The organism is Archangium gephyra, assembly GCF_042230915.1.
In the GTDB taxonomy this organism is placed as follows: Bacteria; Myxococcota; Myxococcia; order Myxococcales; family Myxococcaceae; genus Archangium; species Archangium gephyra_B.
On record NZ_CP102578.1, the window covers coordinates 5,702,599 to 5,729,040 of the forward strand.

Here is a 26,442-nt window from a genome sequence, read left to right on the forward strand (position 1 = left end):
TGTGTAGAGTGCGCCGCCTTTTGACCCAGCATGGGGGTACGGTCTCCCAAGGCTGGATTTCGATTACGTTCAGGAAGGTCCTGGCAGTGAGCGACGAGAAGAACGGTTCCGTTGGTTCTGGTGGCGGTGGCGGTCCTGGGGGATTCGGTCCCAAGAAGCCCAAGGCCACCTTTGGCGACGTGATGCTCGGCATCCCGGCGGGCCGTGGCGGCGAGCGCGAAGAGCGCGGCGGCCGGGACCGCGGAGCGGATCGCCCGCGCGGCGAGCGGGGTGGCGAGCGTGAGGCCCGTCCGGCGAAGCCGGAGGGCGAGGCGGGTGCCCAGCCCCAGCAGGGCGCGCCGCGTGAGGGCGGTGGCCGTGACGATCGCCGTCCGCGGGGTGACCGTGGCGGTGAGCGCGGTGGCCGTGGCGGCGACCGGGGTGGCAAGGGGGGCGGCGAGCGCCGTGCCCAGGGCCCCATGGTGGTCGTCAAGCGCGCCTCGGGTGCGGTGGAGACGCGGGGCCCGGTGACGCCGGCGCCGTCGTCGACCGCTCCGGCCGAGCCCTCGGCGGAGGCTTCGGCCCCGGCCGAGCAGGCCGCTCCGGTGGCGCCCGTGACCCCCAAGGCTCCTCCCGCGCCGGCGCCCAGCGCCGCGCTGTACGAGGAGGTCCCCGAGTCCCAGTCCTTCGCCGAGATGTTCGAGGCGCAGCAGAAGGACGGCGGCGTCCCGGGCCGGCGCGCGGTGCGCGTGGGCGAGAAGGTGTCGGGCACGATCTTCCAGCTCGGCGCGGACACGGCCTTCGTGACGCTGTCCAACGCCAAGAGCGAGGCGATGATCGAGCTGCGCGAGCTCAAGGACGACGAGGGCGTGCTGCGCTACGGGGTGGGTGACACCATCGAGGCGCACGTCATCGAGGCGGGCGCCCGGGGCATCCTGCTCAGCCGCGCGCTGGCCAAGGGCAGCGCCAACATGGCGATGCTCGCCGAGGCCCGCGCCTCCGGCATGCCGGTGGAGGGCATGGTCCTCTCCGTCAACAAGGGTGGCGTCGAGGTGGCGATCGGCGACGTGCGCGCCTTCTGCCCCATCAGCCAGCTGGACATCCGCTTCGTGGAGAAGCCGGACACGTTCATCGGCGAGAAGCTCACCTTCCGCGTCACCGAGGTGCGTGACCGCAACGTGGTGCTCTCGCGCCGCTCGCTGCTCGAGGACGAGCAGCGCAAGCTGGCCGCCAAGACGCGCGAGACGCTCGCCGAGGGCAAGGTCGTCAAGGGCCGCGTCACCGGCGTGCGTGACTTCGGCGCCTTCGTGGACCTGGGCGGAGTCGAGGGCATGATCCCCGTCTCCGAGATGTCCTACATGCGCGTGGCCCACCCGAGCGACGTGGTGAAGCAGGGTGACGAGGTCGAGGTGGAGATCCTCCGCATGGAGGCCGCCCAGCCCAACTCGCCCGACAAGGCCAAGCAGAAGGAGCGCATTACGCTCTCCATGCGCGCCCGCCAGGAGGATCCCTTCAAGCAGGCGATCGCGGAGATCAAGGAGGGCGACCGCATGCAGGGCAAGGTGGTGCGGCTGCAGCCCTTCGGCGCCTTCGTGGAGCTGCGTCCGGGCGTGGACGGCTTGGTGCACGTCTCCGCGCTGTCCGAGCGCCGCATCGCGCACCCGCGCGACGTGGTGCAGGTGGGCGAGTCCATCTGGGTGCAGGTGGAGAAGATCGAGCCCAACGACAAGCGCATCGGCCTGCGCCGGATCACCGAGGAGGAGGCCCAGCGCCCCGCCGAGGAGCGTCCGGCCCCCGCCGCCGCCGCCCAGGAGAAGAAGCCCGCCGAGCCCGCGGCGCCTCGCCCGAAGGTGGGCCAGGTGGTGGTGGGCAAGGTGGACCGCATCGAGCCCTACGGCGTGTTCCTCGTGTTCCCCGGCGGCAAGGGGCTCATCCCCGCCTCCGAGACGGGCACCGAGCGCGGCACGGATCTGCGCAAGAAGTTCTCGCTCGGCCAGGAGCTGAAGGTGGCCCTCGTGGACATCGACGCCTCCGGCAAGGTTCGCCTCTCCATCACCGCCGCCGAGCGGGCCGAGGAGCGTGCGGAGGTCGAGGCGTGGACGAAGAGCCAGCAGCCTGTGGGCGGCGGCAAGAAGGGATTCGGCACGTTCGCCGATCTGTTGAAGAAGTCGGGCAAGTAAAGCCCGGCGCTCGGTGCGCACGGGAGGCGCGGGAATGCAGCACGCGCCTCCCGGCGTTCGAGGAAAGTTGTTGACGGTACAGGGGGAGGGCGGTACTTAGCCTCCCGCTTCGACGCCGCGGGGTGGAGCAGCCTGGTAGCTCGTCGGGCTCATAACCCGAAGGTCGCAGGTTCAAATCCTGCCCCCGCAACTCAGACAGGCCAGAGACCCTGTCGGAAATAGATGACAAGGTCTCTGGTGTTTGACATAGAGCAGCAAACGATATCGCGGGGTGGAGCAGCCTGGTAGCTCGTCGGGCTCATAACCCGAAGGTCGCAGGTTCAAATCCTGCCCCCGCAACTCGTGTGGATGAGGCCCCGCTGGTGATGAGCCAGCGGGGCTTTATCGTTGCAAACCGTAGAGTGTGTGTTGTTGGTGTAGAGCCATGTCGCGGGGTGGAGCAGCCTGGTAGCTCGTCGGGCTCATAACCCGAAGGTCGCAGGTTCAAATCCTGCCCCCGCAACTTCGCAGAAGAAGCCCCGCCCGCGATGAGCTGGCGGGGCTTCGTCGTTTCCGGGCCTCCGTGCGGCGCGGGCCCCACCACTTCCGGAGTCACTTGCGCGCAGGTGACGTTTCCGGTGGGGGTGCCTAGATTTGGCCCGATGAACCGGAAGCACGGTGGCCGAGAAGGAAGCGTGCCGGCGCTGAGGGCGGCGCTCCGGGCCCAGTTGGAGTCCTGGCCTCGCGAGCGGCTGCTCGACTTCGCCGTGGAGCGCCTGCTGGTGGACCCGGAGCTGCGGCGGGTGCTCGCCGCCGGACAGCGGGCCCCGGCCGCCGCCGATGCGGCCCTGTCCCAGCCGTTGCGGCGGGCCATCGATGAGGCCGTGGGGGTCGGGTACGTCGATTGGCGCGAGGTGCCCGGCTACATCGGCCGGTTGGAGCGGTTGCTCGGGGACATCCGCTCCTTCGCCGAGGGCTATCCGGTGGAGGGCGTGGCGGTGCTCCGCTACTTCGTGAAGGCCCTTCCCCGGGTGTTCGACCACATTGCGGACGAGGACGAGCTGGCGCTCTTCTGCTCGCAGCTGGCGAGGGTCGCGCTGGGGCTCGCGGCGAGGGTGGCGGGGGCGGCGCGCGCGGTGGCGGAGGAACTGCTCGCGGCCTGGCTCGCGGATGAGCACGGCCGCTTCTGGGAAGTGCCCGAGCTGCTGGTGGAGGCGGAGCTGCCGGCGGACGTGCGGCGGGAGGTGGCCGCGGCGGCCGAGGCACTCGCCCTCCAGGTGGCCCGGACGGACGGCCACAAGTCGCGCGAGCTGGGCTCCCTGGCGGCCCGGCTGAGGTAGGGGGCCTCCGTGAGCCTCACGCGCCGCGCTCGCGGTGCTCCTGCAGGTACGCCGCGAAGCCCGCCTTGGACTGGATGCGGAACTCGGGCAGGCGCGCGAGCGCCTCGGGCTCGAAGGCGTACTGCTCGCACACGAGGCTCGCCCGCAGGGCACCCTCCGGGCCTCCCGTGAAGGGCTGCACCTCGTGCGTCAGGTCTCCCCGGAAGTGCACCAGCATTCCCGGCCTCGGACGCACCTCGCCCGCCGGCTGCGCTCCTCGCGAGAGCACCAGCGCACCTCCCTTCACGCCCTCGGGGACGTTCAGGTAGAGCACGCTCACGTGCTCGGGCGTCGCTCCCGGGACTCCGCTCGGCTCCTGCAGCGTCGCGTCGATGTGCCGGCCCACGCCCCGCCCGGGCTCCAGCAGCAGCAGGTTCACATAGAAGGCGTTCGGCCTCCGCCGCTCCTTCCTCGCGCCCAGGAGCCGCTCCCGCCAAGGCAGCAGCCCCCGCGCGCTTGCCGGGTCCAACACCAGCGCCAGGTAGTCCCGGAGGAACGGGAAGCGCTCCTCCAGCTTCGTCCGCCCTGACTCCGTGAAGATGAGCGCGAAGCCCCGGCTGCTCTGGAACGTCCCCATCAGCGGGCTCCGCGCCACGAAGCGCGAGGAGAGCAGGGCCTCCCGGAGGGCCTCCAGCTTCTCCACGGGCATGGCGCCCCGGTGGGTGACGAGCTCGCTCACGCGCCGGAGCTTAGCGGGTCCAGCCCTGGAGTCCTGAGGACGAAGGCACGGCACCCAGGCTGGCAGGCCCCCTTTTCCTTCGTTATCCCCGGCACCACATTCAGCCAAGAGCAGGTTCCCACCTTCCCGAGTGGTGCGCATGCCCAAGACCCGCGGTCCTCACCTTCCAGAGACTCCAGGCGACACGAGGACGGGCTTCGTCCGGGTACGTGGAGCCCGCGAGCACAACCTGAAGAACGTGGATGTCGAGCTCCCCCGTGACGCCCTGGTCGTCTTCACGGGCGTCTCCGGCTCGGGCAAGTCCTCGCTGGCCTTCGGGACGCTCTATGCCGAGGCGCAGCGGCGGTACTTCGAATCCGTGGCCCCGTACGCGCGGCGGCTGATCGACCAGGCGGGCGTCCCCGAGTTCGACGCGATCGACGGCCTGCCCCCGGCAGTGGCCCTCCAGCAGCACCGCGGCACGCCCACCACCCGCTCCTCGGTGGGCAGCGTGACCACGATCGCCAACTCCCTGCGCCTGCTGTACTCGCGCGCCGGGACCTATCCGCCGGGCCAGCCGCACCTCGACTCCGACGCGTTTTCACCCAACACCCCGGCGGGCGCCTGTCCCAACTGCCATGGCCTGGGCCGGGTCTATGAGGTGACCGAGCAGTCGATGGTGCCGGATGACTCGCTGACCATCCGCGAGCGGGCCATCGCCGCGTGGCCTCCCGCGTGGCACGGCCAGAACCTGCGCGACATCCTGGTGACGCTCGGCTACGACGTCGACCGCCCCTGGCGCGAGCTGCCCCAGAAGGATCGAGACTGGATCCTCTTCACGGACGAGCAGCCGACCGTCCCCGTCTACGCGGGCTTCACTCCGGCCGAGACGCGCCGTGCGCTCAAGCGCAAGGAGCCTCCCAGCTACATGGGGACGTTCACGGGCGCCCGGAAGTACGTGTTGCAGACCTTCGCCACGACGCAGAGCGCGCTGATGAAGAAGCGCGTGTCGCAGTACATGGTGAGCGGGGAGTGCCGCCTCTGCCAGGGCAAGCGCCTGCGCCGCGAGTCCCTGTCCGTCACCTTCGCGGGGCTCGACATCGGCGAGTTCTCCCGGCTGCCGCTGAAGCGCGTCGCCGGCATCTTGCGGCCCGCCGCGGACGGAACGGCACCCGGAGCGGCGAAGCTGGCGCGCGAGCACCCGGAGAAGGCGCTGGTCACCCAGCGGATCGCCAAGGACCTGCTGGCACGAATCCAGGTCCTCACCGAGCTCGGGCTGGGCTACCTCTCGCTCGAGCGCAGCACCCCGACGCTCTCGCCCGGCGAGCTCCAGCGGCTGCGGCTCGCCACCCAGGTGCGCTCCAACCTGTTCGGCGTGGTGTATGTGCTCGACGAGCCCTCCGCGGGACTCCATCCGGCGGACACCGAGTCGCTGCTCAAGGCGCTCGATCAGCTCAAGGGCTCGGGAAACTCGCTGTTCGTGGTGGAGCATGAGGTGGACGTCATCCGTCACGCCGACTGGATCGTCGATGTCGGACCCGCCGCGGGCGAGAAGGGCGGGCAGATCCTCTACAGCGGTCCACTCGAGGGGCTCTCGGCCGTGGAGGCGTCCCAGACGCGGCGCTACCTCTTCGGGGCCGAGGCCGCGAAGCGCCGCACACCCCGCACGCCCAAGGGGTGGCTCCGCCTCGAGGGCGTCACCCGCAACAATCTGCACGGCCTCGATGTCGACTTCCCGCTGGGTGTCTTCACCTCCGTGACGGGCGTCTCCGGCTCGGGGAAGTCGAGCCTGGTGAGCCAGGTGCTGGTGGAGCTGGTCGCCGAGCAGCTCGGCCATGCGCTACCCGAGGAGGAAGAGGAGGGGGAGGAGCTGGAGCGTTCCGTCGTGCTCACCACGGGCGGCCGGATCGCCGGAGGAATGGAGGGCATCAAGCGCCTGGTGCGAGTCGATCAGAAGCCGATCGGGCGCACGCCGCGCTCCAACCTCGCGACCTATACGGGGCTCTTCGACAACGTCCGCAAGCTCTTCGCGGCGACGAAGGCCGCGCGGGCCCGTCACTTCGACGTCGGACGCTTCTCGTTCAACGTGGCCAAGGGCCGCTGCGAGACCTGCGAGGGCGAGGGCTTCGTGAGCGTCGAGCTGCTCTTCCTGCCCAGTGTCTACGCGCCGTGTCCCACGTGCCATGGGGCCCGCTACAACGCCAAGACGCTGGAGATTCAGTACCGCGGAAAGAACATCGCCGAGGTGCTGGGGATGACCGTCGACGCGGCCCATGAGTTCTTCGCCGAGGAGCCGCAGGTGCTGCGCTCGCTCGGCGTCCTGCGGGAGGTGGGCCTGGGCTACCTGCGGCTGGGCCAGCCCGCCACCGAGCTCTCCGGCGGCGAGGCCCAGCGCATCAAGCTCGCGACGGAGCTGCAGCGGGTGCAGCGCGGTAACACGCTCTACATCTTGGACGAGCCCACCACGGGACTGCATCCCGCCGACGTGGACAAGCTCATGACGCAGCTCGATGGGCTGGTCGAGGCGGGCAACACCGTCATCCTCGTCGAGCACGACATGCGCGTGGTCGCGGCGAGCGACTGGGTCATCGACATCGGCCCCGGCGCCGGTGACGAGGGTGGCCGGGTGGTGGTGGCCGGAACGCCCGCGGAGGTCGCCGCCTCGTCGAAGAGCCGCACGGCACCTTTCCTGGCGGGTGGGGTCTCTTGAGCTCGCGTGAAGTGGGGGAGGGCAGGGCCTGTCTTCGCTCCACCGATGCCGCTACGCTCTGCCCATGGCAGCGGGCAGGGACAGCAAGCGCGGGGTAGACGTCGTCATCCTCACGGCGATCTCGCTGGAGTACCAGGCGGTGCTCCAGGTGGACGCGGGCGCCGTGGTGGCCAGCGGGTGGCAGGAGGAGCAGGGCCCCAACGGTCTGCCGGTGGCGTTCCAGTCCTTCCAGTCCCAGGGCAGCCGGCCCTTGCGCGTGGCGGTCGCGCTGGCGGGGGACATGGGGGCGGTGGCCGCGACGAATGCACTGCTGCCGCTGGTGGAGACCTTGAGTCCCCGGTGCGTGGCGATGGCCGGCGTGTGCGCGGGACGCCCCGGCAAGACGAACCTCGGGGATGTCGTCGCGGCGGAGCGCCTGTTCTTCCACGACACGGGCAAGCGGCTGCCGGACGAGGTTCTGCAGGATTTGAAGACGTACAACCTGCGCGACGATTGGAAGCTCGCGCTGGAGCACTTCGACTTCGCCGCGCGCTTCCGGGAGCAGGCGTGGTGGCAGCGGCGCCCCATGCCCTACGAGTGGCAGGAGAACTGGGTGCTGGCGAAGCTGCGGGAGGGCGTGACCGACCCTTCAGCCCTCCCCGAGCTCAACGACTTCTGCCCGCAGTGGGAGAAGGTCATCGAGTCGCTCTGGAAGTCCGGCCGCATCCAGGACGGCACGCTCACGCTCACCGAAGAGGGCCGTGCGCACATCGGCCGGATCCTCATCAAGCACCGCAACCGGCTGCCCGACCTCACGCCCTCGGGCCCGCTGCAGCCCTTCAAGGTCCATGTGGCCCCCATGGGTAGTGGCAACCAGGTCATCGAGGACGAGCGCGCCTGGAGCTTCGTCTCCGCGCACATGCGCAAGACGCTGGGCCTGGAGATGGAGGCGGCGGCGCTCGGAGCCCTGGTGCATGCCCAGCGGGAGCGCAAGCTGGACGCCCTGGTGATGAAGGGCGTGATGGACTTCGCCAACGACGGGCGCGACGACCACTTCAAGGAATACGCCGCCCGGGCCTCGGCCGAGTGCCTGCTGGCCTTCCTCCGCGAGCACGTGGAGGTGGAGGTGGTGCCCGGCACGGACGACCTCCTGGTGCCGGGCACCGAGCCACTGCCGGCGAATCCTCCGCCCTCCACCCTCCTCAACGCGCGCTACGAGGTCGTGCCCTTCCATGAGCAGGGTCGCGAGGAGATCCTCGCGGAGCTGGACCGCTGGTGTGACGAGGGCCCACCCGTCGCGGTGCGGCTGCTCCACGCCGAGGGCGGGGTAGGGAAGACCCGGCTCGCCATTGAGTGGTCCCGGCGCCGGAGTGCCCGGGGATGGGCCACCGGCTTCCTGGCGAAGGACGTTCCCGAGGATTGGTTCGAGCGGCTGTGGGCGCGAGGCCAGCCCGTGCTGGTGGTGATCGACTACGCCGAGAGCCGCTCCGAGCTGCGCGCGGCGCTCCAGCGCATGCTGCGCTATTCCCAGCAGGAGGGCACGGGCACGCTGCGGCGGATGCGCCTGTTGCTGCTCGCGCGCAACAGCGGTGACTGGTGGCAGTCGCTGCGGCAGTCCGATGCCGCGCTGGACCTCTGGCTCGGCGAGACACCTCCGCAAGAGCTGCTCCCGTTGGCCATGGAGACGGCGGAGCGCGAGCGGATCTTCCACGAGGCCGCGGAGCGCTTCGCCGGGCAGCGGGGCAGGCCCTACGAGCAGATGCCCGTTCCGATTCCGCTCTCGGATGCGCGCTTCGTCCGGGTGCTCTACCTGCACATGGCCGCGCTCGCCTCGGTGGAGGGGCTCGCCTTCGAGGCCAACACCTTGATGGAGGTAGTGCTCGACCACGAGGAGCGCTTCTGGGACACCCGGGTCCGGCAGTCCGACGTGGCGCTCTCCTTCCAACGCTCCCTGGCCCGCCAGGTGGTGGCCGCCGCCACGCTCCGCGGAGGCCTCGTGGACGCCTCCACGGCCACCCGGGTCATGAAGCGGCTCCTGGAGCGCGAGCCCAACTCCCAGGAGGAGGAGCTGCAGCGGCTGCTCCACCGCATCTACCAGCACACCGGCCGCGAGGCTTCCCCGTACCTGCCTTCCCTGGAGCCTGATCTCCTGGGCGAGGGGATGGTGCTCCGGGTCGCCTCGCCCCGGACGGAGGAAGACCGGCTGGGGGCGGATTGGATCGAGCGGGTGCTCCCCGCCGATGAAGAGGCGCGCGTGGTGGTCATCGGTCTGGAAGTGCTGGGCCGTGCCTCCTCGGCCCGGCCCGAGGTGGTGAGACCCTGGCTCGAGCGGCTGTTGGCGGGGCCGCTGCGCTCTCGCGCGAGGCTGGCCCTGGAGGCGGCCAAGGCCGTCAGCTTGCGGACCGCGTCGTCGATGCTCGGGGACGTGCTGGCCGACCGGCTCGAGGTGGACGGGGATGCCGCGCTGGCCGAGGAGCTCAACACGGTGGGTGTCCCGAATTCCAGCGTGTCACTGGGGCGAGTGTCCGAGTGGACGACCCGCACGCTCCTGCGGGCTCCTCCCTCGCCCGAGCTGGAGCGCACCACCGACAGGCGGGCTCGGCTGATCTTCAATCAGGGCAATCAACTGTATCAGCGGGGGCGTTACCGGGACGCGTTGGCCCTTCTCAATGACTCCATCGAACGCTACCGGGTCCTGGTCAGACACACCCCGGCCATGCGGCCCCGCTTCGCCAATTGTTTCGAGATCCAGGGCCTCGTCCTGAAGAACCTGGGACGCCATGATGAGGCGCTGAGCGCCACGCGCGAGGCGCTCGGGATCTACCGGGAGCTGGACAAGCGCCGCCCCTCCGCGTTCCGGAGTGAGATCGCCGGCCTGCTCAACAACCTGGGCATCATCCTGGTCGACGCGAAGCGTTTTGCCCAGGCGGTGGAGCCCCTGGAGCAAGCGATCGGGCTCTTCCGCTCCCTGGCCCAGGAGCACCCGGGGTCGTTCCGCTCCCCCCTCGCTGGCGCTCTCGACAACCTGGGCAACAGCCTGACGTTCCTGGATCGGGATGAAGACGCGTGGAAGGTCACGGACGAGGCGGTCCGCCTCTACCGCGTCCTGACGCAACTCAACCCCGATGCGCTCTTGCCTCGTCTGGCCGGCGCTCTCGACAACCTGGGCACCCGGTTGAACGCGTTGGGCCGGCATGCGGAAGCCCTGGAGGCCACGCGCGAGTCAGTCGCGCACTACCGCGTCCTGGTGAAGCACAATCCCGATGCCTTCCAGATGGACCTCGCCGCCAGCCTCACGAACCTGAGCATCCGGTGGAGAAATCTGCGGCGGCGGGAAGAGGCCCTGGAGGCCGTGCGCGAGGCCGTGGGGCTCTACCGCGCCGCGTTCCCGCACAACCCCGACGCCGTCCGGCCCCACCTCTTCACGGCGCTTCACTTCCTGGGCAAGCAAGCCAGCGCAACGGACCGGAACGAGGAGGCGCTGAAGGCCCTGGAGGAGTCGCTCGCGCCAGGCCGCATCCTGGCGAAGCGCGACCCCGCCACCTTCCAGCCAGAGCTCGCGGAGAGCCTCATGCTGCAGGGGCGTGTGTCGAATGCACTGGGCAGACCGGAGGCCGCGCTGGAGGCGATGCGGGAGGCGGCCGCCCTCTCCCGCGACGTGGCGAAGCGCGACCCCGGCGCGGGACGGCAGAAGCACGTCGTGATCCTCTACGAGCTGGGCTGGCACCTGGATGAGCTGGGCCGGAGCGAGGAGTTGCAGCACGTCACGTGCGAGGTGATTCCCCTCTACCGCGTCCTGTTGCAGCAGGACCCCAGCGCCTTTCAGCCGGACCTGGCCCGGGGACTCCTCGAGCTGGGCTCGAAATTGAATGGCTTCGGCCGGCCGCAGGATGCGCTGAGCGCCGCGAGCGAGCGGGTCGCGCTGTGCCGCGTCCTGGAGCAGCGCGACCCCAAGGCCTTCGGGCCCACGCTGGCCATCGCCCTGGACCACCTGGGCCTGTGGTTGAGCACCCTGGGCCGGTCCGCGGAGGCGGTGAAGCACGCGCGCGAGGCGGTTGAACGCTACCGCGCCCTGGGCCCGCTCGAGCCGGCCCTTCAGATGGATCTCGCCAACAGTCTCAACAACCTGGGCATCCATCTGAACCAGGTGGGCAAGCCCCAGGAGGCGGTGGAGAGCACCCACCAGGCGATCGAACTCTTGCGAGCCCTGGACGAGCACGGGTTCGAAGCGGTTCCGCCTGCGATCGCCAGGGGGTTCTACACCCTGGCCAGAGCGTTGAACGGTCTGGACCGGAATGCGGAGGCGCTCAAGGCGGCGCGCGAGGCGGTCAAGCGCTTCAGCGCCCTGGTGCGCAACCACCCCGAGGCGGCACGGCTCATGATCGCCGAGAACCTCCTCGATTTCAGCGAACTCCTGGATGATCTGGTCCGGCCAGAGGATGCACTGGCCATGACGCGGCACGCGGTCGAGCTCTACCGGCTCCTGGTACCGGGCAATCCCGACAGGTTCCGCCCCGACCTCATCAACGGCCTCACTTTTCTGTCCACCCGGCTGGCGCTGCTGGGCCAGCACCGCGCGGCCCTTCCGTTGCTGCGCGAGCAGCGCGAGCTGTACCTCGGCCTGAAACCGCAGGCGTTCAAGCGCAATGCACCCGCCTACGCCTCCTGTCTCTGCAATCTGAGCAAGTGCTTGCTGGAGCTGTGCACGGGGGCCGAAGCGTTCGCTCTCGCGAACGAGTCCGTCGAGCTGATGTGGCCTTTCTTCAAGAGCCAGCCGGAGCTGTACGGGACAGAGACCGGGGTCATGCTCAGGCATCTGAGGATGATCTACGAGGAAGCGGATCAGCCGATGCCCGCCGTCCTCCAGGAGCGCATCAAACGCTATGAGCGCATCGTGGGCGCACCGCTCTCGATCCGCCGCTGAGCGGGCTTCTTGCCTTCCTCCAGCATCTCCAGGAGCGCCTTCTCCGCGCAGTGCAGCGCGGGCTTCTCGTGCCGGGCCAACTCGTCCACGGATTCGAAGTAGCGCTCCACCACCTGGCCCTTCTCGAACATCGCCAGCACGGAAGGGTAGATGTACGAGTCCCTCGCCACCGCGGGCGTGTTCCCCAGGTGCTCGGACACCTCCTTCACCGCCGCCACCATCGTCTTCTTCGTCAGCTTCTTTCCGTCCTTCGCGGCCTCCTGGCGCACCCGCTCCTTCGCCCGGGCCAGCGCGCACGCGCAGATGAGCGTCCCGCCCCACGTGCGGAAGTCCTTCGCGCTGTAGCGCGCCCCCATCACCTCCTGGATGTATTCGTTGATGTGGCGCCGCCTCACGTCCACCACGAACCCATCGTCCAGCACGAACTTGAAGACGTCCCGCCCCGGCAGCTTCAGGCACTCGCGCACCACGCGCGCCACCTGCCGATCCTTCAGCTCCCGGTGCTGCTGCTTCCCGCTCTTGCCCGGGAAGTCGAAGATGACCGTGTCCCCCTTCACCTTCACGTGCCTGGCCCGCAGCGTGGCCAGCCCGAAGCTCTTGTTCTCGTCCGCGTACTGCTGGCTCCCCGCACGGATGAAGCACGTCCCCAATATCCGCAGCAGGCACGCCATCACCTTGTCCCGCCCCAGGCCCGGCTGGCGCAGATCCGCCGCCACGCGCCGCCGCAGCTTCGGCAACGCCCTCGCGAAGTCGACCACCCGCTTGTACTTCTCCGCCTCGCGCTTCTTCGTGAAGGACTCGTGGTAGCGGTACTGCCACCGCCCCGCGCTGTCCTTGCCCAGGGCCTGCAGCTTCGACGCCGCCGAGGGGCTGATCAGCACGTCCGTCCACGCCGGGGGCAGCTTCAGCGCCTCGATGCGCTCGCGCTCCTTCGCCGGCACCGGCTTCCCGTTCGCCTGCACGTACTGGAAGCCCCGCTGGGGGCTCCCCCGCCGGCGGATTCCGTCCTGCCGCAGTCTCTCGATGTGCGTCATGTCCGTGCCATGGCTCCCCGGCCGTGCGCTCCGTGCGCCGTCCTCTGGAATGCCTGTGCAGCCGGACGCATCCCGTCAACGCAGCCCCAGCTCGCCCGCCTGGAGGGAGACCGGGCCGGAAATCGGCGGGAAGGCTTGTCGTAAACCCGCGAGCCTGGACTAGACTCCCAGCCACCTCTCCGCTTGCAGGCCCGATGACCGAGTTCCTCGCCGCCATCCTCGCCTTTCCCACCGTCCTCTTCACCATCCCGCTCGGCGTGGTGGTCGGCTACTGGCTCATCGTCATGGTGGGGGCCGTGGGCGTCGATTTGCTCGACGGGGACATTGGCGACTTCGCCCTGGGCGCCAAGGCGGGCGCGATCGAAGGGGGCGTCAAGGGCGCGGTGGAGGGTGGGGCCAAGGCCGCCGTGGAAGGCGGCGCCAAGGCGGCGCTCGAAGGGGGCGCCAAGGCCGGTGCCAACGTCTTCGAGGTGCTCGGGTTCGGCGGCGTCCCGGTGACGGTGTCCGTCAGCTTCGTGGTGTTCCTCTCCTGGCTGATGTCGCTGGCGTTCGCCCGTCCGGCCAAGGAGGCGCTCGGCTTCCTGCCTGGCGTGCTCGTCAGCGGCGGCCTCGCCGCGCTGTGCTTCGCCGCAGGCCTGGTGCTCGCGGGCCTCGCGGTGCGGCCCCTGCGGCCCATGTTCGCCACGCACCAGGCGCCTCGCCGCGCCGAGCTGATGGGCCGTGTGTGCGTCATCGCCAGCGGCACGGTGGACGGCAAGTTCGGCCACGCCACCTTCGAGGACGGCGGTGCCGGCCTCCTGCTCAACGTCGTGTGTGACAAGGACAACCAGCTCAAGCGCGGGGAGAAGGCGCTCATCCTTTCCTATGACGCCGCCCGCGACGCCTACGAGGTGGAGCCGGTGGACTGGCTGCTCCCGCAGGAGTTGGAGCACCTGAAGGATCCGCTCACCGCCGCCGCGCTCGCCCGGGACAGGTCCCGCACGCGCTAGCGGTTTCTCCTGACTTCTCAATGCCGCGCCGGGGCTGTTAGCGGGGGACTCCGGCTGCGTGATAGGTTCCCCCGGTCTACTCGCTCGGGAATCGCACCGACATGGATCCAATCGTCACTACTGGAATCGGAATCGCCGGAGGACTTTTCTTCCTCTTCTGTTCCGCGTTCGTCGTCTCCAGGTTCTACCGTCAGGTGGACCAGGGGCGTGCGCTGATCATCAACCCCTTCAAGGGAGAGCCGCTCGTCACCTTCACCGGTTCCATCGTGTGGCCCATCGTCAACCGGGCCGAGGTGATGGACATCTCCCTGAAGACGATCGACATCGACCGCCGCGGCAAGGAAGGGCTGATCTGCCAGGACAACATCCGCGCGGACATCAAGGTCACCTTCTTCGTCCGGGTCAACAAGACGCGCGAGGACGTGCTCAAGGTGGCCCAGTCCATCGGCTGCGAGCGCGCCAGCCATCCGGAGACGCTCGAGAACCTCTTCGAGGCCAAGTTCTCCGAGGCCCTCAAGACGGCCGGCAAGAAGTTCGACTTCAAGGACCTCTACACCGAGCGTGAGGCCATCAAGGACGAGGTCCTGCGCGTCATCGGCAAGGACCTCAACGGCTACATGCTCGAGGACTGCGCCATCGACTTCCTGGAGCAGACCCCCGTCGAGATGCTCGACAAGGACAACATCCTCGACGCCGAGGGCATCCGGAAGATCACCGAGCTCACGTCCGTCCAGAACGTCCAGACGAACGAGTTCCGGCAGAACGAGCGCATGAACATCACCAAGCGCAACGTCGAGTCGGACGAGGCCATCTTCGCCCTCGAGCGCCAGCGCGCCGAGGCCGCGGCCAAGCAGAAGCGCGAGATCGACTCCATCACCGCCCGTGAGACCGCCGAGGCCGAGCGCGTGAAGGCCGAGGAGTACGCCAAGCAGCAGCTGGCGCGCATCAAGGCCGAGGAAGAGATCCTCATCAACGAGCAGAACAAGCACCGCCAGGTGGAAGTGGCGCAGAAGAACCGCGAGCGCGTGGTGGGCGTGGAGTCCGAGCGCGTGGAGAAGGACCGCGCCCTGGAGGCCATCAACCGCGAGCGCGAGGTGGAGCTGTCGCGCATCGGCAAGGAGAAGCAGCTGGAGGCCGAGAAGAAGGCCATTGCCGACGTGGTGCGCACCCGCATCGCCGTGGAGAAGGGCGTGGCGGAGGAGGAAGAGCGCATCAAGGACCTGCGCGTGAAGGCCGAGGCCACGCGCCGCAAGGACGCGCTGCTCATCACCGCCGAGGCCCAGGCGCAGGAGAAGCTCGTCAAGGACATCAAGGCCGCCGAGGCCAGCAACGAGGTGTCCAAGTTCGCCGCCAAGGAGAAGCTCACCCTGGCCGAGGCCGAGCTGCAGGCCTCCGACATGACGGCCAAGGCGAAGATGCGGCTGTCCGAGGGCGTCCAGGCCGAGGAGGCCGCCCACGGCCTGGCCGAGGCGCGCGTGAAGGAGGCCGACGCCCTGGCCACCGAGAAGCAGGGCATGGCCGCCATGCGCGTGAAGGAGGCCGAGGCCGCCGTCATCGAGAAGCAGGGCATGGCCCAGGCCACCGTCCTCAAGGAGCGCGGGCTGGCCGAGGCGTTCTCCGCCAAGGAGCGCGGGCTGGCCGAGGCCAGCGCCACGCGCGAGAAGCTGCTCGCCGAGGCCGCCGGTGAGAAGGAGAAGGGGCTGGCCCGCACGAGCATCGGCGAGGCCGAGGCCATGGTCATCCAGAAGCGCGGCGAGGCCGAGGCCGTCGCCATCCGCGAGAAGCTGCTCGCCGAGGCGAAGTCCATCGAGGAGAAGCTGCTCGCCGAGGCCCGCGGTCTGGCCGAGAAGGCCGAGTCCATGAAGCTGCTCCAGGGCGCCACCCGCGAGCACGAGGAGTTCCGCCTGCGCCTGCAGAAGGAGCGCGACGTGGAGCTCGCCAACATCCAGGTGCGCAAGGACATCGCCGAGGCGCAGTCCAAGGTGCTCGCCGAGACCATGGGCCACGCGAAGATCAACATCGTCGGTGGCGACGGCCAGTTCTTCGAGCGCTTCATCAAGGCCATCTCCGTGGGCCAGTCCGTGGACGGCGCGCTCGACCAGAGCGAGACGCTGCGCAAGGCCTTCAGCGGCTACCTCAACGGGGAGAAGGACTTCCCGGCCGACCTCAAGGAGATCCTCTCCAAGCCGGGCCTGACCAGCGACGCGCAGAACCTGGCCATGGCCGCCCTGCTGCACCGCATGGCGCCCAACCCCGCCGCCGCGGCCGCCTCCAACCTGAAGTCGCTCGTGGAGTCCGAGCCCGCCCGGGCCGAGAAGACCCAGGGCTGAGCCCGGCCGTCACGGACGGTCCTGTGCCGCGCGGAGCCGGTGGTGACACGGTGTCCGCGCGGATTGGAGTACGGATCTTCGATACCCTCACCCCGACCCTCTCCCGAAGGGAGAGGGAGTCGAGTTTCCCCCTCTCCCCTCGGGAGAGGGCGGGGGTGAGGGTACGTTCATCCCTGGTTCCCCCCCTTTCCCGGTGAACTGAAGATGGCAACTGAAAGCACCCCCCCCGCGTCCGGCGAGGCCACGCTGGCGGGTGGCAGCTACGAGGTCATTCGCGCGCGCCTGCTCAGTCAGGCCGAGGCGCTCGGCTCCAAGGCCACGGACCTCAACGAGCGGCGCAAGAAGCTCTTCGGCGGCACCGAGCTCACCGTCATCGGCAACGAGCGCGTCCGCACCGAGAACAACTGCGTCCCGCGTGACATCGTCGGCGTCGGGAAGTTCCTGCTCTTCGGCTACAACGTCTTCATCGGCCTGAAGAAGGAGATGAACGTCGCCGACGTCTTCTCGCTGCACAAGTTCGAGAAGACCGCCGAGGGCTTCGACTTCTCCGAGGTGCCGTCCTCCGAGGCCGGCGGGTTCCTCAAGGATCCGCGCTTCGTCAAGGACTTCAGCGAGCTCTACAAGTACTACAAGGACGCGCGGCTGCTGCAGCTGCGCCGCAACGAGACGCGGCTGCTCGCCATCTTCCAGACGGGCAAGTCCGATCGCGACATCAAGGTCTTCCGCTTCGGGCTCGATGTGGAGGGCAACGCCACCTACATCGACAACCAGGGCGAGCGCGATCACGTCTTCCCCCCGTCCCATGACTTCGAGTGGAAGGTGGCCACGCGTGAGGACTACGTGCTCGGCCAGCACCCCCACGTCAACGTCCTGGACCAGGTGTTCGTCGAGACGGTGAAGGGCGACCTCACCGTCAAGGTGGAGAACAACACCTCGGACGGCCTGGGCATCTACCGCGAGCCGGTGGACGACCCGGATCAGTCGCTGGATGACGCCGAGTTCGCCTACGCCCAGGTGGGCGCCCTCATCCTGCTGCGCGTCCTGCCGTTCCGCGAGACGAAGTACCGCTACCTCGTCTTCAACACCCGCACCCAGCACGTGGTGCGCATCGACGCCATCGGCAGCGCCTGCATCCGCCTGCCCGAGGACCAGGGCATCGTCTTCCCCGGCGGCTATTACCTGCAGACGGGCGACTTCAAGGTCTTCGAGAACATCGGCGAGGGCCTCCAGTTCAAGCGCGCCATCCGCTCGCCCAATGGAGAGGACGTCCTCTACGTCTTCTTCCGCCGCGACGAGGGCGCCTACGTCCTCTTCCCGTACAACCTCGTGCGCAAGGAGGTGCAGAACCCGCTGCTGGGGCACGGCTTCAGCCTCTTCGGGGACGGGCGCATGGTGGTGTTCCGCGCCGCCTCCAACGAGCCCACCCGCGTGCACCCCATGCAGGTGTGGCAGACGCCCTTCGTCTCCGCCGAGCACGCCGCGAAGATGCCGCCCGCCCCCGGCTACCTGGGCAAGGTGGGCAACGCCGAGCTGGTGCGCGGCATCTCCGACGCGCTGACGCTCGTGCGCATGGCCCGCTCGGACAAGCCCTCCCGGCGCACCTACGAGGACCTGGCCTCCGCCGCCACCCGCATGCTCGATGCCTTCTACTGGCTCGGGCACGAGGAGACGAAGCTCCAGGAGGGCATCGAGACGCTGCGGCGCACCTCCGAGCTCATCATCGACGAGTTCGAGAAGGTGCTCGCGCTGCAGAAGCGCGCCATGGACGCCATGGCCGAGGCCCAGAAGCACCAGGAGCAGGTGCTGCTGCGCGTGCGGCCCGAGGAGCTCCAGAGCGCCGAGGGCTTCATGAATGCCCTCTCGGATCTGCGCAAGCAGCGCGGCCAGCTCATCACCCTCAAGGAGATCCGCTACATCGACACGGCGCGGCTCGACGCCCTCGAGAAGCAGGTCATCGAGGAGACGGACCGCGTCAGCACCGACGCCGTGCAGTTCCTCCAGCGCGGCGAGGCCCTCAACCCCCTGGCCGAGCGCCTGGACGTGCTGCTGCAGAAGCTGGAGCCCATCCAGACCACCAGCGAGCTGGCCCCGCTCGGCGAGGACGTCGAGCAGGTGGGCAAGGGGCTGGAGGTGCTCAGCGAGACGGTGGGCGGCCTGCAGGTGGGAGATCCGCTCGCGCGCGCCCGGATCCTCGAGGGCATCTCCGAATTGTTCTCCCGCCTCAACCGCGTGCGCGCGGGCCTGAGCGTCAAGCGCAAGGAGCTGGTGAGCCGCGAGAAGCGGGCCGAGTTCGGCGCCCAGTTCAAGCTGCTCGGCCAGTCGGTGGAGAGCGCGCTGTCCGTGGCGGACTCGCCCGAGAAGTGCGACGAGGGCCTCTCGCGCCTCACCGTACAGCTGGAGGAGATGGAGGGGCGCTTCGGCGAGTTCGACGAGTTCCTCGGCCAGCTCACCCAGAAGCGCGAGGAGCTGCTCGAGGCCTTCGGCCAGAAGAAGCAGGCGCTGCTGGACGAGCGCCAGCGCCGCGCGCAGAACCTCTTCGGCGCCGCCGATCGCATCCTCACCGGCGTCAGCCGCCGCGCGAAGTCGTTCAAGTCCGAGGACGAGCTCAACACGTACTTCGCCTCCGACTCGATGGTGCTGAAGCTGCGGCAGCTCGCCGAGCAGCTCCTCGATCTCCAGGACAGCGTGCGCTCGGACGAGGTGCAGAGCCGCGTGAAGACGGCGCGCCAGGACGCCCTGCGCGCGCTGAGGGATCGCAACGATCTCTACGAGGAGGGCTCGGGCGCGCCGGTCATCAAGTTCGGGAAGCACCGCTTCAACGTCAACACCCAGCAGCTGGACTTGACGCTGCTGCCGCGCGACGGCGCGCTGTACCTGCAGCTGACCGGCACCGACTACGCCCAGAAGCTGGAGGAGCCGGAGCTGGAGAAGTACCGCGAGCTGTGGGAGCAGCACCTCATCTCCGAGACGCCCCAGGTGTACCGCGCCGAGTACCTCGCGGCGCAGGTGCTGCTGGACGCGGAGGAGGGGAAGGGGAGCGTGACGCTGGCGGCGCTGCACCAGGCGGTGCTGGAGCCGAACGGGCTGTTGGAGAAGGTGCGCGCGTACTCGGCGGACAAGTACGACGAGGGCTACGAGCGCGGCATCCACGACGCGGACGCGGCGGCCATCCTGGAGAAGCTGCTGGCGATGCACACGGGGGCGGGGCTGCTGCGCTTCGCGCCCACGCCGCGCGCCTGGGCGGCCCTGTACTGGGCCTTCGGCGGAGAGGGCGACGAGAAGGCGCTCATCCACCGGCGCGCGCGTAGCCTGCACCGGCTCCGCGCGGCCTTCGGTGAGTCGGCGGAGTTGGTGGCCCTCGGCAACGAGGCGGGCGAGCGGATTGGGACCTTCCTGAAGGCCTCGGGGGTGCAGTGTGGCCCCGCGGAGGCGCGGCTCGCCGGGCGCTACCTCGTCGAGGAGCTGGCCGGAGACAGGCCCCGCTTCACCACCAGCGGCGAGGCCGTGGCGCTCAAGGACGCGCTGCTGTCGCACCTGGACAGGGCGGGCACGCGCTCGGCGTTCGAGGACGATCTGCGCGGCCTGGAGAAGAACCTCCCCGAGCGGCTGCGCACCGTGCGCGCGTGGGTGGAGGCGTACCTGGCGCGGCGCGAGGGGGGCCCGGGCGCGGCGGCCCACGTGGCCGTGGAGGCCGCGGTGGTGCTGCTCACCGATCGCAAGGTGGACCGCGAGGTGGCCGGTGCCCTCACCGCCACCGAGGTGACGGGCATGCTGGGCCAGCACCCGCGCATCCATGACCGGAAGCTGCCGCTGCGCCTGGACGAGTTCCTCACCCGCCTGAGCGACTTCCGGCAGGTGCGCGTGCCGGCCTACCACGCCTACCGCGCGCTGCTGAGGGACTTGCTGGACCGCGAGCGCCGCCGGCTGCGCCTGGAGGAGTTCACGCCGAAGGTGCTGTCGTCCTTCGTGCGCAACAGGCTCATCGACGAGGTGTACCTGCCGCTCATCGGCGCCAACCTGGCCAAGCAGCTCGGCTCGGCGGGCGAGAACAAGCGCACGGACCGCATGGGCATGCTGCTGCTCATGTCGCCTCCGGGCTACGGCAAGACGACGTTGATGGAGTACGTGGCCAGCCGGCTCGGCCTCACCTTCGTGAAGGTGAACGGCCCGGCGCTGGGCCACTCGGTGAAGTCGCTGGATCCGGCCGAGGCCCCCAACGCCACGGCCCGCCAGGAGGTGGAGCGCATCAACCTGTCCTTCGAGATGGGCAACAACGTGATGCTCTACCTCGACGACATCCAGCACACGGATCCCGAGCTGCTCCAGAAGTTCATCTCGCTGTGCGACGGTCAGCGCCGCATCGAGGGCGTGTGGAACGGCAAGACGCGCACGTATGACCTGCGCGGCAAGAAGTTCTGCGTGGTGATGGCCGGCAACCCGTACACCGAGACGGGCGACCGCTTCCGGATTCCCGACATGCTCGCCAACCGCGCGGACACCTACAACCTGGGTGACATCCTCGACGGCAAGGAGGAGCTGTTCGCGCTGAGCTACATCGAGAACGCGCTCACGTCGAACAGCGCGCTGGCGCCGCTGGCCACGCGCGAGCCGGGGGACATCCACAAGCTCATCCGCATGGCGAAGGGCGAGGAAGTGCCCACCGGAGAGCTGTCGTACGGCTACGCGGCGGCGGAGCTGCAGGAGGTCGTCGCGGTGTTCCAGCGGCTGTTCCGCGTGCAGCAGGTGCTGCTGAAGGTGAACCTGGAGTACATCGCCTCGGCGGCGCAGGACGAGCGCTTCCGCACGGAGCCCGCGTTCAAGTTGCAGGGCAGCTACCGCAACATGGGCAAGATCACCGAGAAGGTGGTGGCGGCCATGACGGACGATGAGCTGGAGCGGCTCATCGACGATCACTACCAGGGCGAGTCGCAGACGCTCACCACGGCGGCCGAGCAGAACCTGCTCAAGCTGCAGGAGATGCGTGGGCGGCTGACGCCGGAGAAGGCGAAGCGCTGGGAGGAGATCAAGCAGGGCTTCGCGCGGGTGAAGCGGATGGGCGGGAAGGAGGACGATCCGGTGGCCCGGGTGACGGGCCAGCTGAGCGCCATCGAGGAGCAGTTGGGCTCGGTGGCGGGCGCGGTGGTGAAGGCGGCCGAGGTGACGCGCCAGCCGTCGGGTCCGAGCCCGGTGGCCGAGGTGATGCCGCGGCTGGAGTCGCTGCGCGAGGCACTGCTGGAGCTGGCGCGGAGGGAGACGCCCGCGCCGGTGGTGCAGGGGCCGGATCTGACGCCGTACCTGCAACACCTGGCGAAGGTACTGAAGGTGCTGGCCGAGCGCTCGGTGGCGGCGCCCGCGCAGGCGGCGGACATGGGGCCGGTGATGGAGCAGCTGACGCAGGCGGTGAAGACGATGGCCGAGCGCCAGCCGGTGGCCGCGCCCGTGGCCGCGCCGCCCGCGGACCTGGGGCGGTACATGGAGCAGATGTCCCAGGCGGTGAAGTCCATGGCGGAGCGGGCGCCGGTGCCCTCGCCGCAACGGGCCGCCGCGCCGCTGCCCGCGGACCTGGGCCGGCAGATCGTCCTGGTGGAGAGCGCGCTGGCACCGCTGGAGCGGCTGGCCAAGCGGACGCTGCAGAGCGGCGACGAGAGCCTCAAGGCGATGCAGGTCTGGCAGGCCGTCACCGAGGCGCTGGAGCTGCTCCAGGCCATGCAGCGCCCCGCGGTGGGCTGAAGCAGGCTCCTCCCCTCCCGTACCACCGCTCTCACTGCCAACGACGACTCCAGCAACAACCCCTCTCCCTCCGGGAGAGGGACGGGGTGAGGGTGCCCGGATACCGGGTTGGATCCGTATGCAGCGCTACTCGTCCTGCTCGGTGAGCCCCAACTCTTCCAGCGGTGGCCTGCGGACCAGCACCCGGAGCCCGCTGTCACGCGCGTAGCCCACGGAGTAGCGCTGGCCAGCGATTTCCACGGATGCGCTGTGGGGAGGCCTGGGATGTGCGTTCAGCCAGGTATCAGCCTCTTCCCGGGTGCCAAAGGTGCAGAGTGGGGAACGGGGAGTATTGGAATCGAAGTTCCCGAGGAAGTCCTCGAAGAGGGGCGACTGGCCGCTCTCCAGGATGTAATGGATGGCAAGCAAGGCGATGTCGACCGACTCCTTGTCCTCGGGAGTGCGGACATGCGCACGTGCCTGGCGGAGTGCGGCAAGGGCCTCTCTCATGAGGGGAGTGAGGGGCTGAGTGGTCGTAGTCAGCCCGGCGCTCTCGGGGATACGGACCAGGAATCGGACTCCGCGCTCGGGCGAATAAGCGACAGCGTATCGGGTACCAGCGATGGCCACGCTATGCGCATGCCGAGGATCCATCGCCTGCTGTAACGAGGCCTCGGCCTGCTCTCGGGTCTCAAAGGAAAAGGGCGAGGGAGGGGAATCGCCCTGGTTGAAACACGCCAGGTAGTCTTCGAAGTTGTGGAGGTGGCCGTTGCCCCAGATGAAATGGAGCGCGAGCGCCGCCGTCCTGAGCGGCTCCGTGCCTGGTGGAGATCCGATCTCCTCCTGAAGCTTCTGAAGGACACCGCAAGCAGCTTCTATGTCGAGGCGCATGATGATTCCCAGAATGCATCTGGGAGAGGGGACGGGTCACGCCTTCTTCTTCCTGGACTTCGTCTGCTGGCTCTGCGGGGTGCTTGTCTGGGAAGGCCGCTGCCTGCCGTCGTTCTCGTCCCACCAGCGCCCGATGAACGCGGCGGCCACGAAGACGCCCACGAAGAACAGGGGCAGGAGCAGCCCTCGCAGGAGCACCCGCGTGACGGACGCTCCCGCATCGTCGCTGCGTGACAACACCCTCGCGCCGGGCGCGCTGCGAAGGTGGGTGTCGAACTCGGCCTCCTGAATGAGCCGGGTCATGGACAGACTCCCCAGCGACGTGGGGGCGACGACGTCCTTGATTGGCGCGTCCCAGCCGGCGCACTCCTCCTTGTAGTCGTCGTGGTGGCGGCAGAGCAGCCACGCGGGTACGGGCTGCTCCGGCGTCCATCCCTCGGCGACGAGCGGCGCGAGCTTCGCGGACCTCATGCTGTTGCCGCCCGGCCGCTCCAGGCGCTGGTCGGAGGTGTGGTCCTTCCTCAGCACCGCTCCCCGCACGTGGAAGGCCCCTCCAGCGGCTCGCGGAAGCTCGTTCACCTCGACGGTCCGCACCAGCGGACCCACCTGGAAGAGTTCGGCGGAGAACGCGACCAGGCAGAAGAACAGGCCCAGCGCCGCGAGCGGACACGCCGACCCGATGGCGTAGAAGGGGTTGAAGTCGAAGTAGCCGCAGAACCGTCGCACCGCGATGAACACCCAGGGGAAGCAGAAGAAGGCCGCGAAGATGCCGAGCAGCGCGCTCTGCTCCAGCACCCATCCGAGGGCGCAGCCATAGGCCACGGTGAACGCCAGCCCGCACGCGATGAAGGCCCCGATACTGTGTGGACCCTTGCCCGGCTCGAGCCGCCCGAGTGTGTATTTGGCCAGCAGGAAGAGGGCCACCGGGAGCAGAAGGAGGGAACAGCCCCCCATGCCCGATGAGCCCTCGGACCGCCGCTTCTCCTCGGGGGGCGCCGCCGCCGCCGGGGGCGTCTCGGGGTAGCGGGCGATCCACCTCATCGCCTCGAACGCCTTGTCCCACGCCTCGGCCGTCTCCTCACCGGAGGGATCCCGGCCGAGCGGCTCCATGGCCTCCTTCCACGCCGTGACCACTTCCGGGAGCCCCTTCCGGTAGCCTCCCCTCTGGTCGAAGTCCCGGGGGGGAATGGCCCACGCATCCACGGGCCGGGCCGAGGCCACCACCAGCCAGTCCGTCTTGTTCCACGCCGAGTACAGGTGCTCGGCGAGCGCCCGCGCCTCCACCGGGTGCCTGGCGCGGTCGTACACCACGAGCGTCATGGTGGATTCACTCAGCTGCGCCGCCTGCCTCGCCTTGCGCGTGAGCTCCCGGGGGAGCATCTGGTCGGGATCGGCCACGCCCGCGTGGGGCGGGTGGAAGGCCGCGAAAGGTCCCGGTGCGGGTGCCGTCTCGCGTTCCGGCCGGGGGGCCACCTGTTCCCACTCGGAGAAGATCCGCACCGCGGAGCGCACGGCTCTGTTGGGCTCCTGGGCCCGCATGGCCTGTTGCGCCGAGTCCCAGGCCGCCTGGTAGTCCTCCCAGGAACTCCCCAGGGCCGAGCCCCGGGTGCCGCCCACGGAGAGATCCTCGAGCGCGATCACGATCACCATGCCGTCATCGTGCTCGCCCGCGATGCGCCAGGAGTCGTAGAGCTCGTTGGCGAGTGAGCGCGGATCCTCCGGGGAGCGGGGGATGACGACCACCACCAGCCGGCCCCATCCACGTCCGGAGAACCCGGCCGCCAACCGGTTCACCTCCTTGAACGTGTCCGGCTTCAGGGTGCCGGTGGTGTCCACCAGCGCCTGATCCGAGGAGGGGAGGGGGATGTCCTCCCAGCGGGGCGCCTCGGCGCGCGCGGAGCCCAGGCCCACCAGGCAGAACAGCAACCACAGCCAACGCATCATGCGCCGATCGTAACCCACCCCCGACGCGCGAAGGTCTTCCCCGACCCACGGCCCAGCGGGTACCGTGCGGCCCCCGAGCGCGCACAGGCGGGCCCGCTCTCCATCGCTCCCCCATCTCCGATCCGCCCGCCCGAGGTCCCCCCCGTATGTCCCGCGCCACCCCTGACTTCGATCCCTCGACCGTCGACGTGGAGGCCTTCCTGGCCGACATCCGCGCCCTGCGGGCCGAGATGGACGCCTCCGTCAGCGAGGCGGACCTCGCCCACCTGCGGAAGATCGAGAACTGGGGCCGTGCCGCCTCGGTGCTCGGCCTGGCCACCTGCTGGGTGATGCCCAATCCGCTGAGCGCCGCGGCCATGGGGCTCGGCCGCTCCACGCGCTGGCTGCTCATGCACCACGTGGGACACCGCGGCTACGACCGCGTCCCCGGCGCCCCCGTGGAGCGCACCAGCAGGGGCTTCGCCAAGGGCAAGCGTCGCTTCGTCGACTGGCTCGATTGGATCCTCCCCGACGCCTGGGTCTACGAGCACAACGTCCTCCACCACTCGCACACCGGCGAGGACGCCGATCCGGATCTGCTCGAGCGCAACGCCGAAGCCTCCCTGCGCAACCCGGAGCGCCCGCTCGCCCTGCGCTACGTCCAGCTCGCCCTGCTCGCCATCACTTGGCGCGCCAGCTACTACGCCCCCGAGACGCTCGCCTCGCTGCGCCGCAAGCACCGCCCCGACGGGCCCCTCACCCGCGAGGAGTGGCGCGAGGTGCTGCTCAGCGGCTACGTCCCCTACGTCCTCTGGAACTTCGCCGTGCTGCCCGCGCTCTTCCTGCCCCTGGGTGCCTGGGCCGGCTTCAGCGCCCTGTGCAACTCGCTCATGGCCGAGGTCATCACCAACGTGCACACCTTCCTCGTCGTGGGGCCCAACCACACCGGCGAGGACCTCTACCGCTTCGACTCCAAGCCGGAGAACAAGGGCGAGCGCTACCTCCAGCAGGTCATCGGCAGCGCCAACTACCGCACCGGCGGAGATCTCAACGACTACCTCCACCTCTGGCTCAACTACCAGATCGAGCACCACATCTTCCCCGACCTCTCCATGCTCCAGTACCAGCGCATGCAGCCCAAGGTGCGCGCGCTCTGCGAGAAGCACGGCATCCCCTACGTGCAGGAGAGCGTCTGGACGCGCGCGCGCAAGATGGTGGACATCGTCGTGGGCAAGACGTCCATGCGGCGGCTCTCCCGCCGTGAGGCCGCTCCGGCCTCCGGTCCGCTCCCCGAAGTGGCGTGATAGGGTGCGCCCCCGTGCAGACCATCTTCGTCATGATCAAGTGTGAGCTGGGGCAGACGTACAAGACCGCGGCGATGATCGCCGACCAGGTCGACGAGGCCGCCGAGGTGCACTCCACCTCCGGGGGCTACGATCTGCTCGCCAAGTTCAACCTCGACAAGGACCAGGACATCGGCCGCTTCGTCACCGAGCGCATCCAGACCCTGCCCGGCGTCAAGGACACCTACACCATCAGCACCTTCAAGGCCTTCTGAGCCGCTGCCCCCCGGGAGCGACACCTCCCGGGCGCGTTCTCCGCCGACTGGTCCGACAATCGGACCAGTTGGTGCACCGTCGGCCCGGAGGGTCCTCCTCCGGGTCCTGGCCCCGCTCGCGCTGTCCGGCCGCGCCCCACCGAGGGCGGGGGCCGCCGCGAGCCCTGTGCCGCCGCACCTCGCCCGGGCCACGTAGGTCCGGAAATTCCCTACCTGATGC

General features: G+C 69.3%; 13 protein-coding genes and 3 tRNA genes. 12 read left to right on the top strand and 4 right to left on the bottom strand.

What is annotated here, in order from left to right; all coding sequences use genetic code 11:
- Positions 1-86: 86 nt before the first annotated feature.
- The 5 genes from NR798_RS22310 (at position 87) to NR798_RS22330 (ending at position 3,478) form a co-directional block, all read left to right on the top strand.
- Positions 87-2,159 (top strand): S1 RNA-binding domain-containing protein, encoded by a 2,073-nt coding sequence (locus NR798_RS22310; protein WP_375773504.1) that lies wholly within the window; start codon positions 87-89, stop codon positions 2,157-2,159.
- Between the two features lie 116 nt (positions 2,160-2,275).
- Positions 2,276-2,349: transfer RNA gene (locus tag NR798_RS22315), tRNA-Met, on the top strand.
- Between the two features lie 75 nt (positions 2,350-2,424).
- Positions 2,425-2,498, top strand: a tRNA-Met gene (locus tag NR798_RS22320).
- Between the two features lie 89 nt (positions 2,499-2,587).
- A tRNA-Met gene (locus tag NR798_RS22325) sits at positions 2,588-2,661 on the top strand.
- Positions 2,662-2,833: 172 nt separating this feature from the next.
- Entirely contained in the window at positions 2,834-3,478 is a 645-nt protein-coding gene (locus tag NR798_RS22330; protein WP_375773505.1) for a hypothetical protein, read from the top strand.
- 16 nt (positions 3,479-3,494) lie between these two features.
- On the opposite strand, the gene NR798_RS22335 is transcribed toward NR798_RS22330, so the two are convergent.
- Positions 3,495-4,196: a 2OG-Fe(II) oxygenase gene (locus NR798_RS22335; RefSeq protein WP_375773506.1), complete on the bottom strand. Its 702-nt coding sequence runs from the start codon at positions 4,194-4,196 to the stop codon at positions 3,495-3,497.
- 139 nt (positions 4,197-4,335) lie between these two features.
- On the opposite strand from NR798_RS22335, the gene uvrA reads away from it, so the two are divergent.
- Positions 4,336-6,885 (top strand): excinuclease ABC subunit UvrA, encoded by a 2,550-nt coding sequence (uvrA, locus tag NR798_RS22340; RefSeq protein ID WP_375773507.1) that lies wholly within the window; start codon positions 4,336-4,338, stop codon positions 6,883-6,885.
- 64 nt (positions 6,886-6,949) lie between these two features.
- Positions 6,950-11,788, top strand: coding sequence for a tetratricopeptide repeat protein (locus NR798_RS22345; protein ID WP_375773508.1), 4,839 nt, complete (start codon positions 6,950-6,952; stop codon positions 11,786-11,788).
- Here NR798_RS22345 and NR798_RS22350 read toward each other — a convergent pair.
- The gene (locus tag NR798_RS22350; protein WP_375773509.1) at positions 11,746-12,822 is read right to left on the bottom strand and encodes a DNA topoisomerase IB; all 1,077 of its coding nucleotides are present in this window, start codon (positions 12,820-12,822) and stop codon (positions 11,746-11,748) included. The genes NR798_RS22345 and NR798_RS22350 overlap by 43 nt on opposite strands.
- A gap of 194 nt (positions 12,823-13,016) precedes the next feature.
- Here NR798_RS22350 and NR798_RS22355 point away from each other — a divergent pair, with 194 nt between their 5' ends.
- The 3 genes from NR798_RS22355 to NR798_RS22365 all read left to right on the top strand — a co-directional run bounded on the left by NR798_RS22355 (position 13,017) and on the right by NR798_RS22365 (position 21,871).
- The gene (locus NR798_RS22355; protein WP_375773510.1) at positions 13,017-13,811 is read left to right on the top strand and encodes a hypothetical protein; all 795 of its coding nucleotides are present in this window, start codon (positions 13,017-13,019) and stop codon (positions 13,809-13,811) included.
- Between the two features lie 101 nt (positions 13,812-13,912).
- Positions 13,913-16,141 carry an SPFH domain-containing protein gene (locus NR798_RS22360; RefSeq protein ID WP_375773511.1) on the top strand — a complete coding sequence of 743 codons (2,229 nt, stop codon included), beginning with the start codon at positions 13,913-13,915 and terminating at the stop codon, positions 16,139-16,141.
- Between the two features lie 204 nt (positions 16,142-16,345).
- Complete coding sequence (locus NR798_RS22365) at positions 16,346-21,871, top strand: DNA repair ATPase (protein ID WP_375773512.1); 5,526 nt, start codon at positions 16,346-16,348, stop codon at positions 21,869-21,871.
- Positions 21,872-21,997: 126 nt separating this feature from the next.
- On the opposite strand, the gene NR798_RS22370 is transcribed toward NR798_RS22365, so the two are convergent.
- Both NR798_RS22370 and NR798_RS22375 read right to left on the bottom strand, forming a co-directional pair.
- Positions 21,998-22,741: a hypothetical protein gene (locus NR798_RS22370; RefSeq protein WP_375773513.1), complete on the bottom strand. Its 744-nt coding sequence runs from the start codon at positions 22,739-22,741 to the stop codon at positions 21,998-22,000.
- A 36-nt stretch (positions 22,742-22,777) separates the two neighbouring features.
- Positions 22,778-24,685 (bottom strand): TPM domain-containing protein, encoded by a 1,908-nt coding sequence (locus NR798_RS22375; protein WP_375773514.1) that lies wholly within the window; start codon positions 24,683-24,685, stop codon positions 22,778-22,780.
- Positions 24,686-24,831: 146 nt separating this feature from the next.
- On the opposite strand from NR798_RS22375, the gene NR798_RS22380 reads away from it, so the two are divergent.
- Positions 24,832-25,968: a fatty acid desaturase family protein gene (locus NR798_RS22380; protein ID WP_375773515.1), complete on the top strand. Its 1,137-nt coding sequence runs from the start codon at positions 24,832-24,834 to the stop codon at positions 25,966-25,968.
- 14 nt (positions 25,969-25,982) lie between these two features.
- A complete protein-coding gene (locus tag NR798_RS22385) occupies positions 25,983-26,222 on the top strand; it encodes an Lrp/AsnC ligand binding domain-containing protein (protein ID WP_375773516.1) in 240 nt (79 codons plus the stop codon).
- Positions 26,223-26,442 lie beyond the last annotated feature (220 nt).

Coding starts and splice junctions, on each gene's coding strand:
- NR798_RS22370 (WP_375773513.1), bottom strand. CDS start 22,741: ATGCGCCTCGACATAGAAGCTGCTTGCGGTGTCCTTCAGAAGCTTCAG.
- NR798_RS22355 (WP_375773510.1), top strand. CDS start 13,017: ATGACCGAGTTCCTCGCCGCCATCCTCGCCTTTCCCACCGTCCTCTTC.
- NR798_RS22365 (WP_375773512.1), top strand. CDS start 16,346: ATGGCAACTGAAAGCACCCCCCCCGCGTCCGGCGAGGCCACGCTGGCG.
- NR798_RS22350 (WP_375773509.1), bottom strand. CDS start 12,822: ATGACGCACATCGAGAGACTGCGGCAGGACGGAATCCGCCGGCGGGGG.
- NR798_RS22375 (WP_375773514.1), bottom strand. CDS start 24,685: ATGATGCGTTGGCTGTGGTTGCTGTTCTGCCTGGTGGGCCTGGGCTCC.
- NR798_RS22360 (WP_375773511.1), top strand. CDS start 13,913: ATGGATCCAATCGTCACTACTGGAATCGGAATCGCCGGAGGACTTTTC.
- uvrA (WP_375773507.1), top strand. CDS start 4,336: ATGCCCAAGACCCGCGGTCCTCACCTTCCAGAGACTCCAGGCGACACG.
- NR798_RS22380 (WP_375773515.1), top strand. CDS start 24,832: ATGTCCCGCGCCACCCCTGACTTCGATCCCTCGACCGTCGACGTGGAG.
- NR798_RS22345 (WP_375773508.1), top strand. CDS start 6,950: ATGGCAGCGGGCAGGGACAGCAAGCGCGGGGTAGACGTCGTCATCCTC.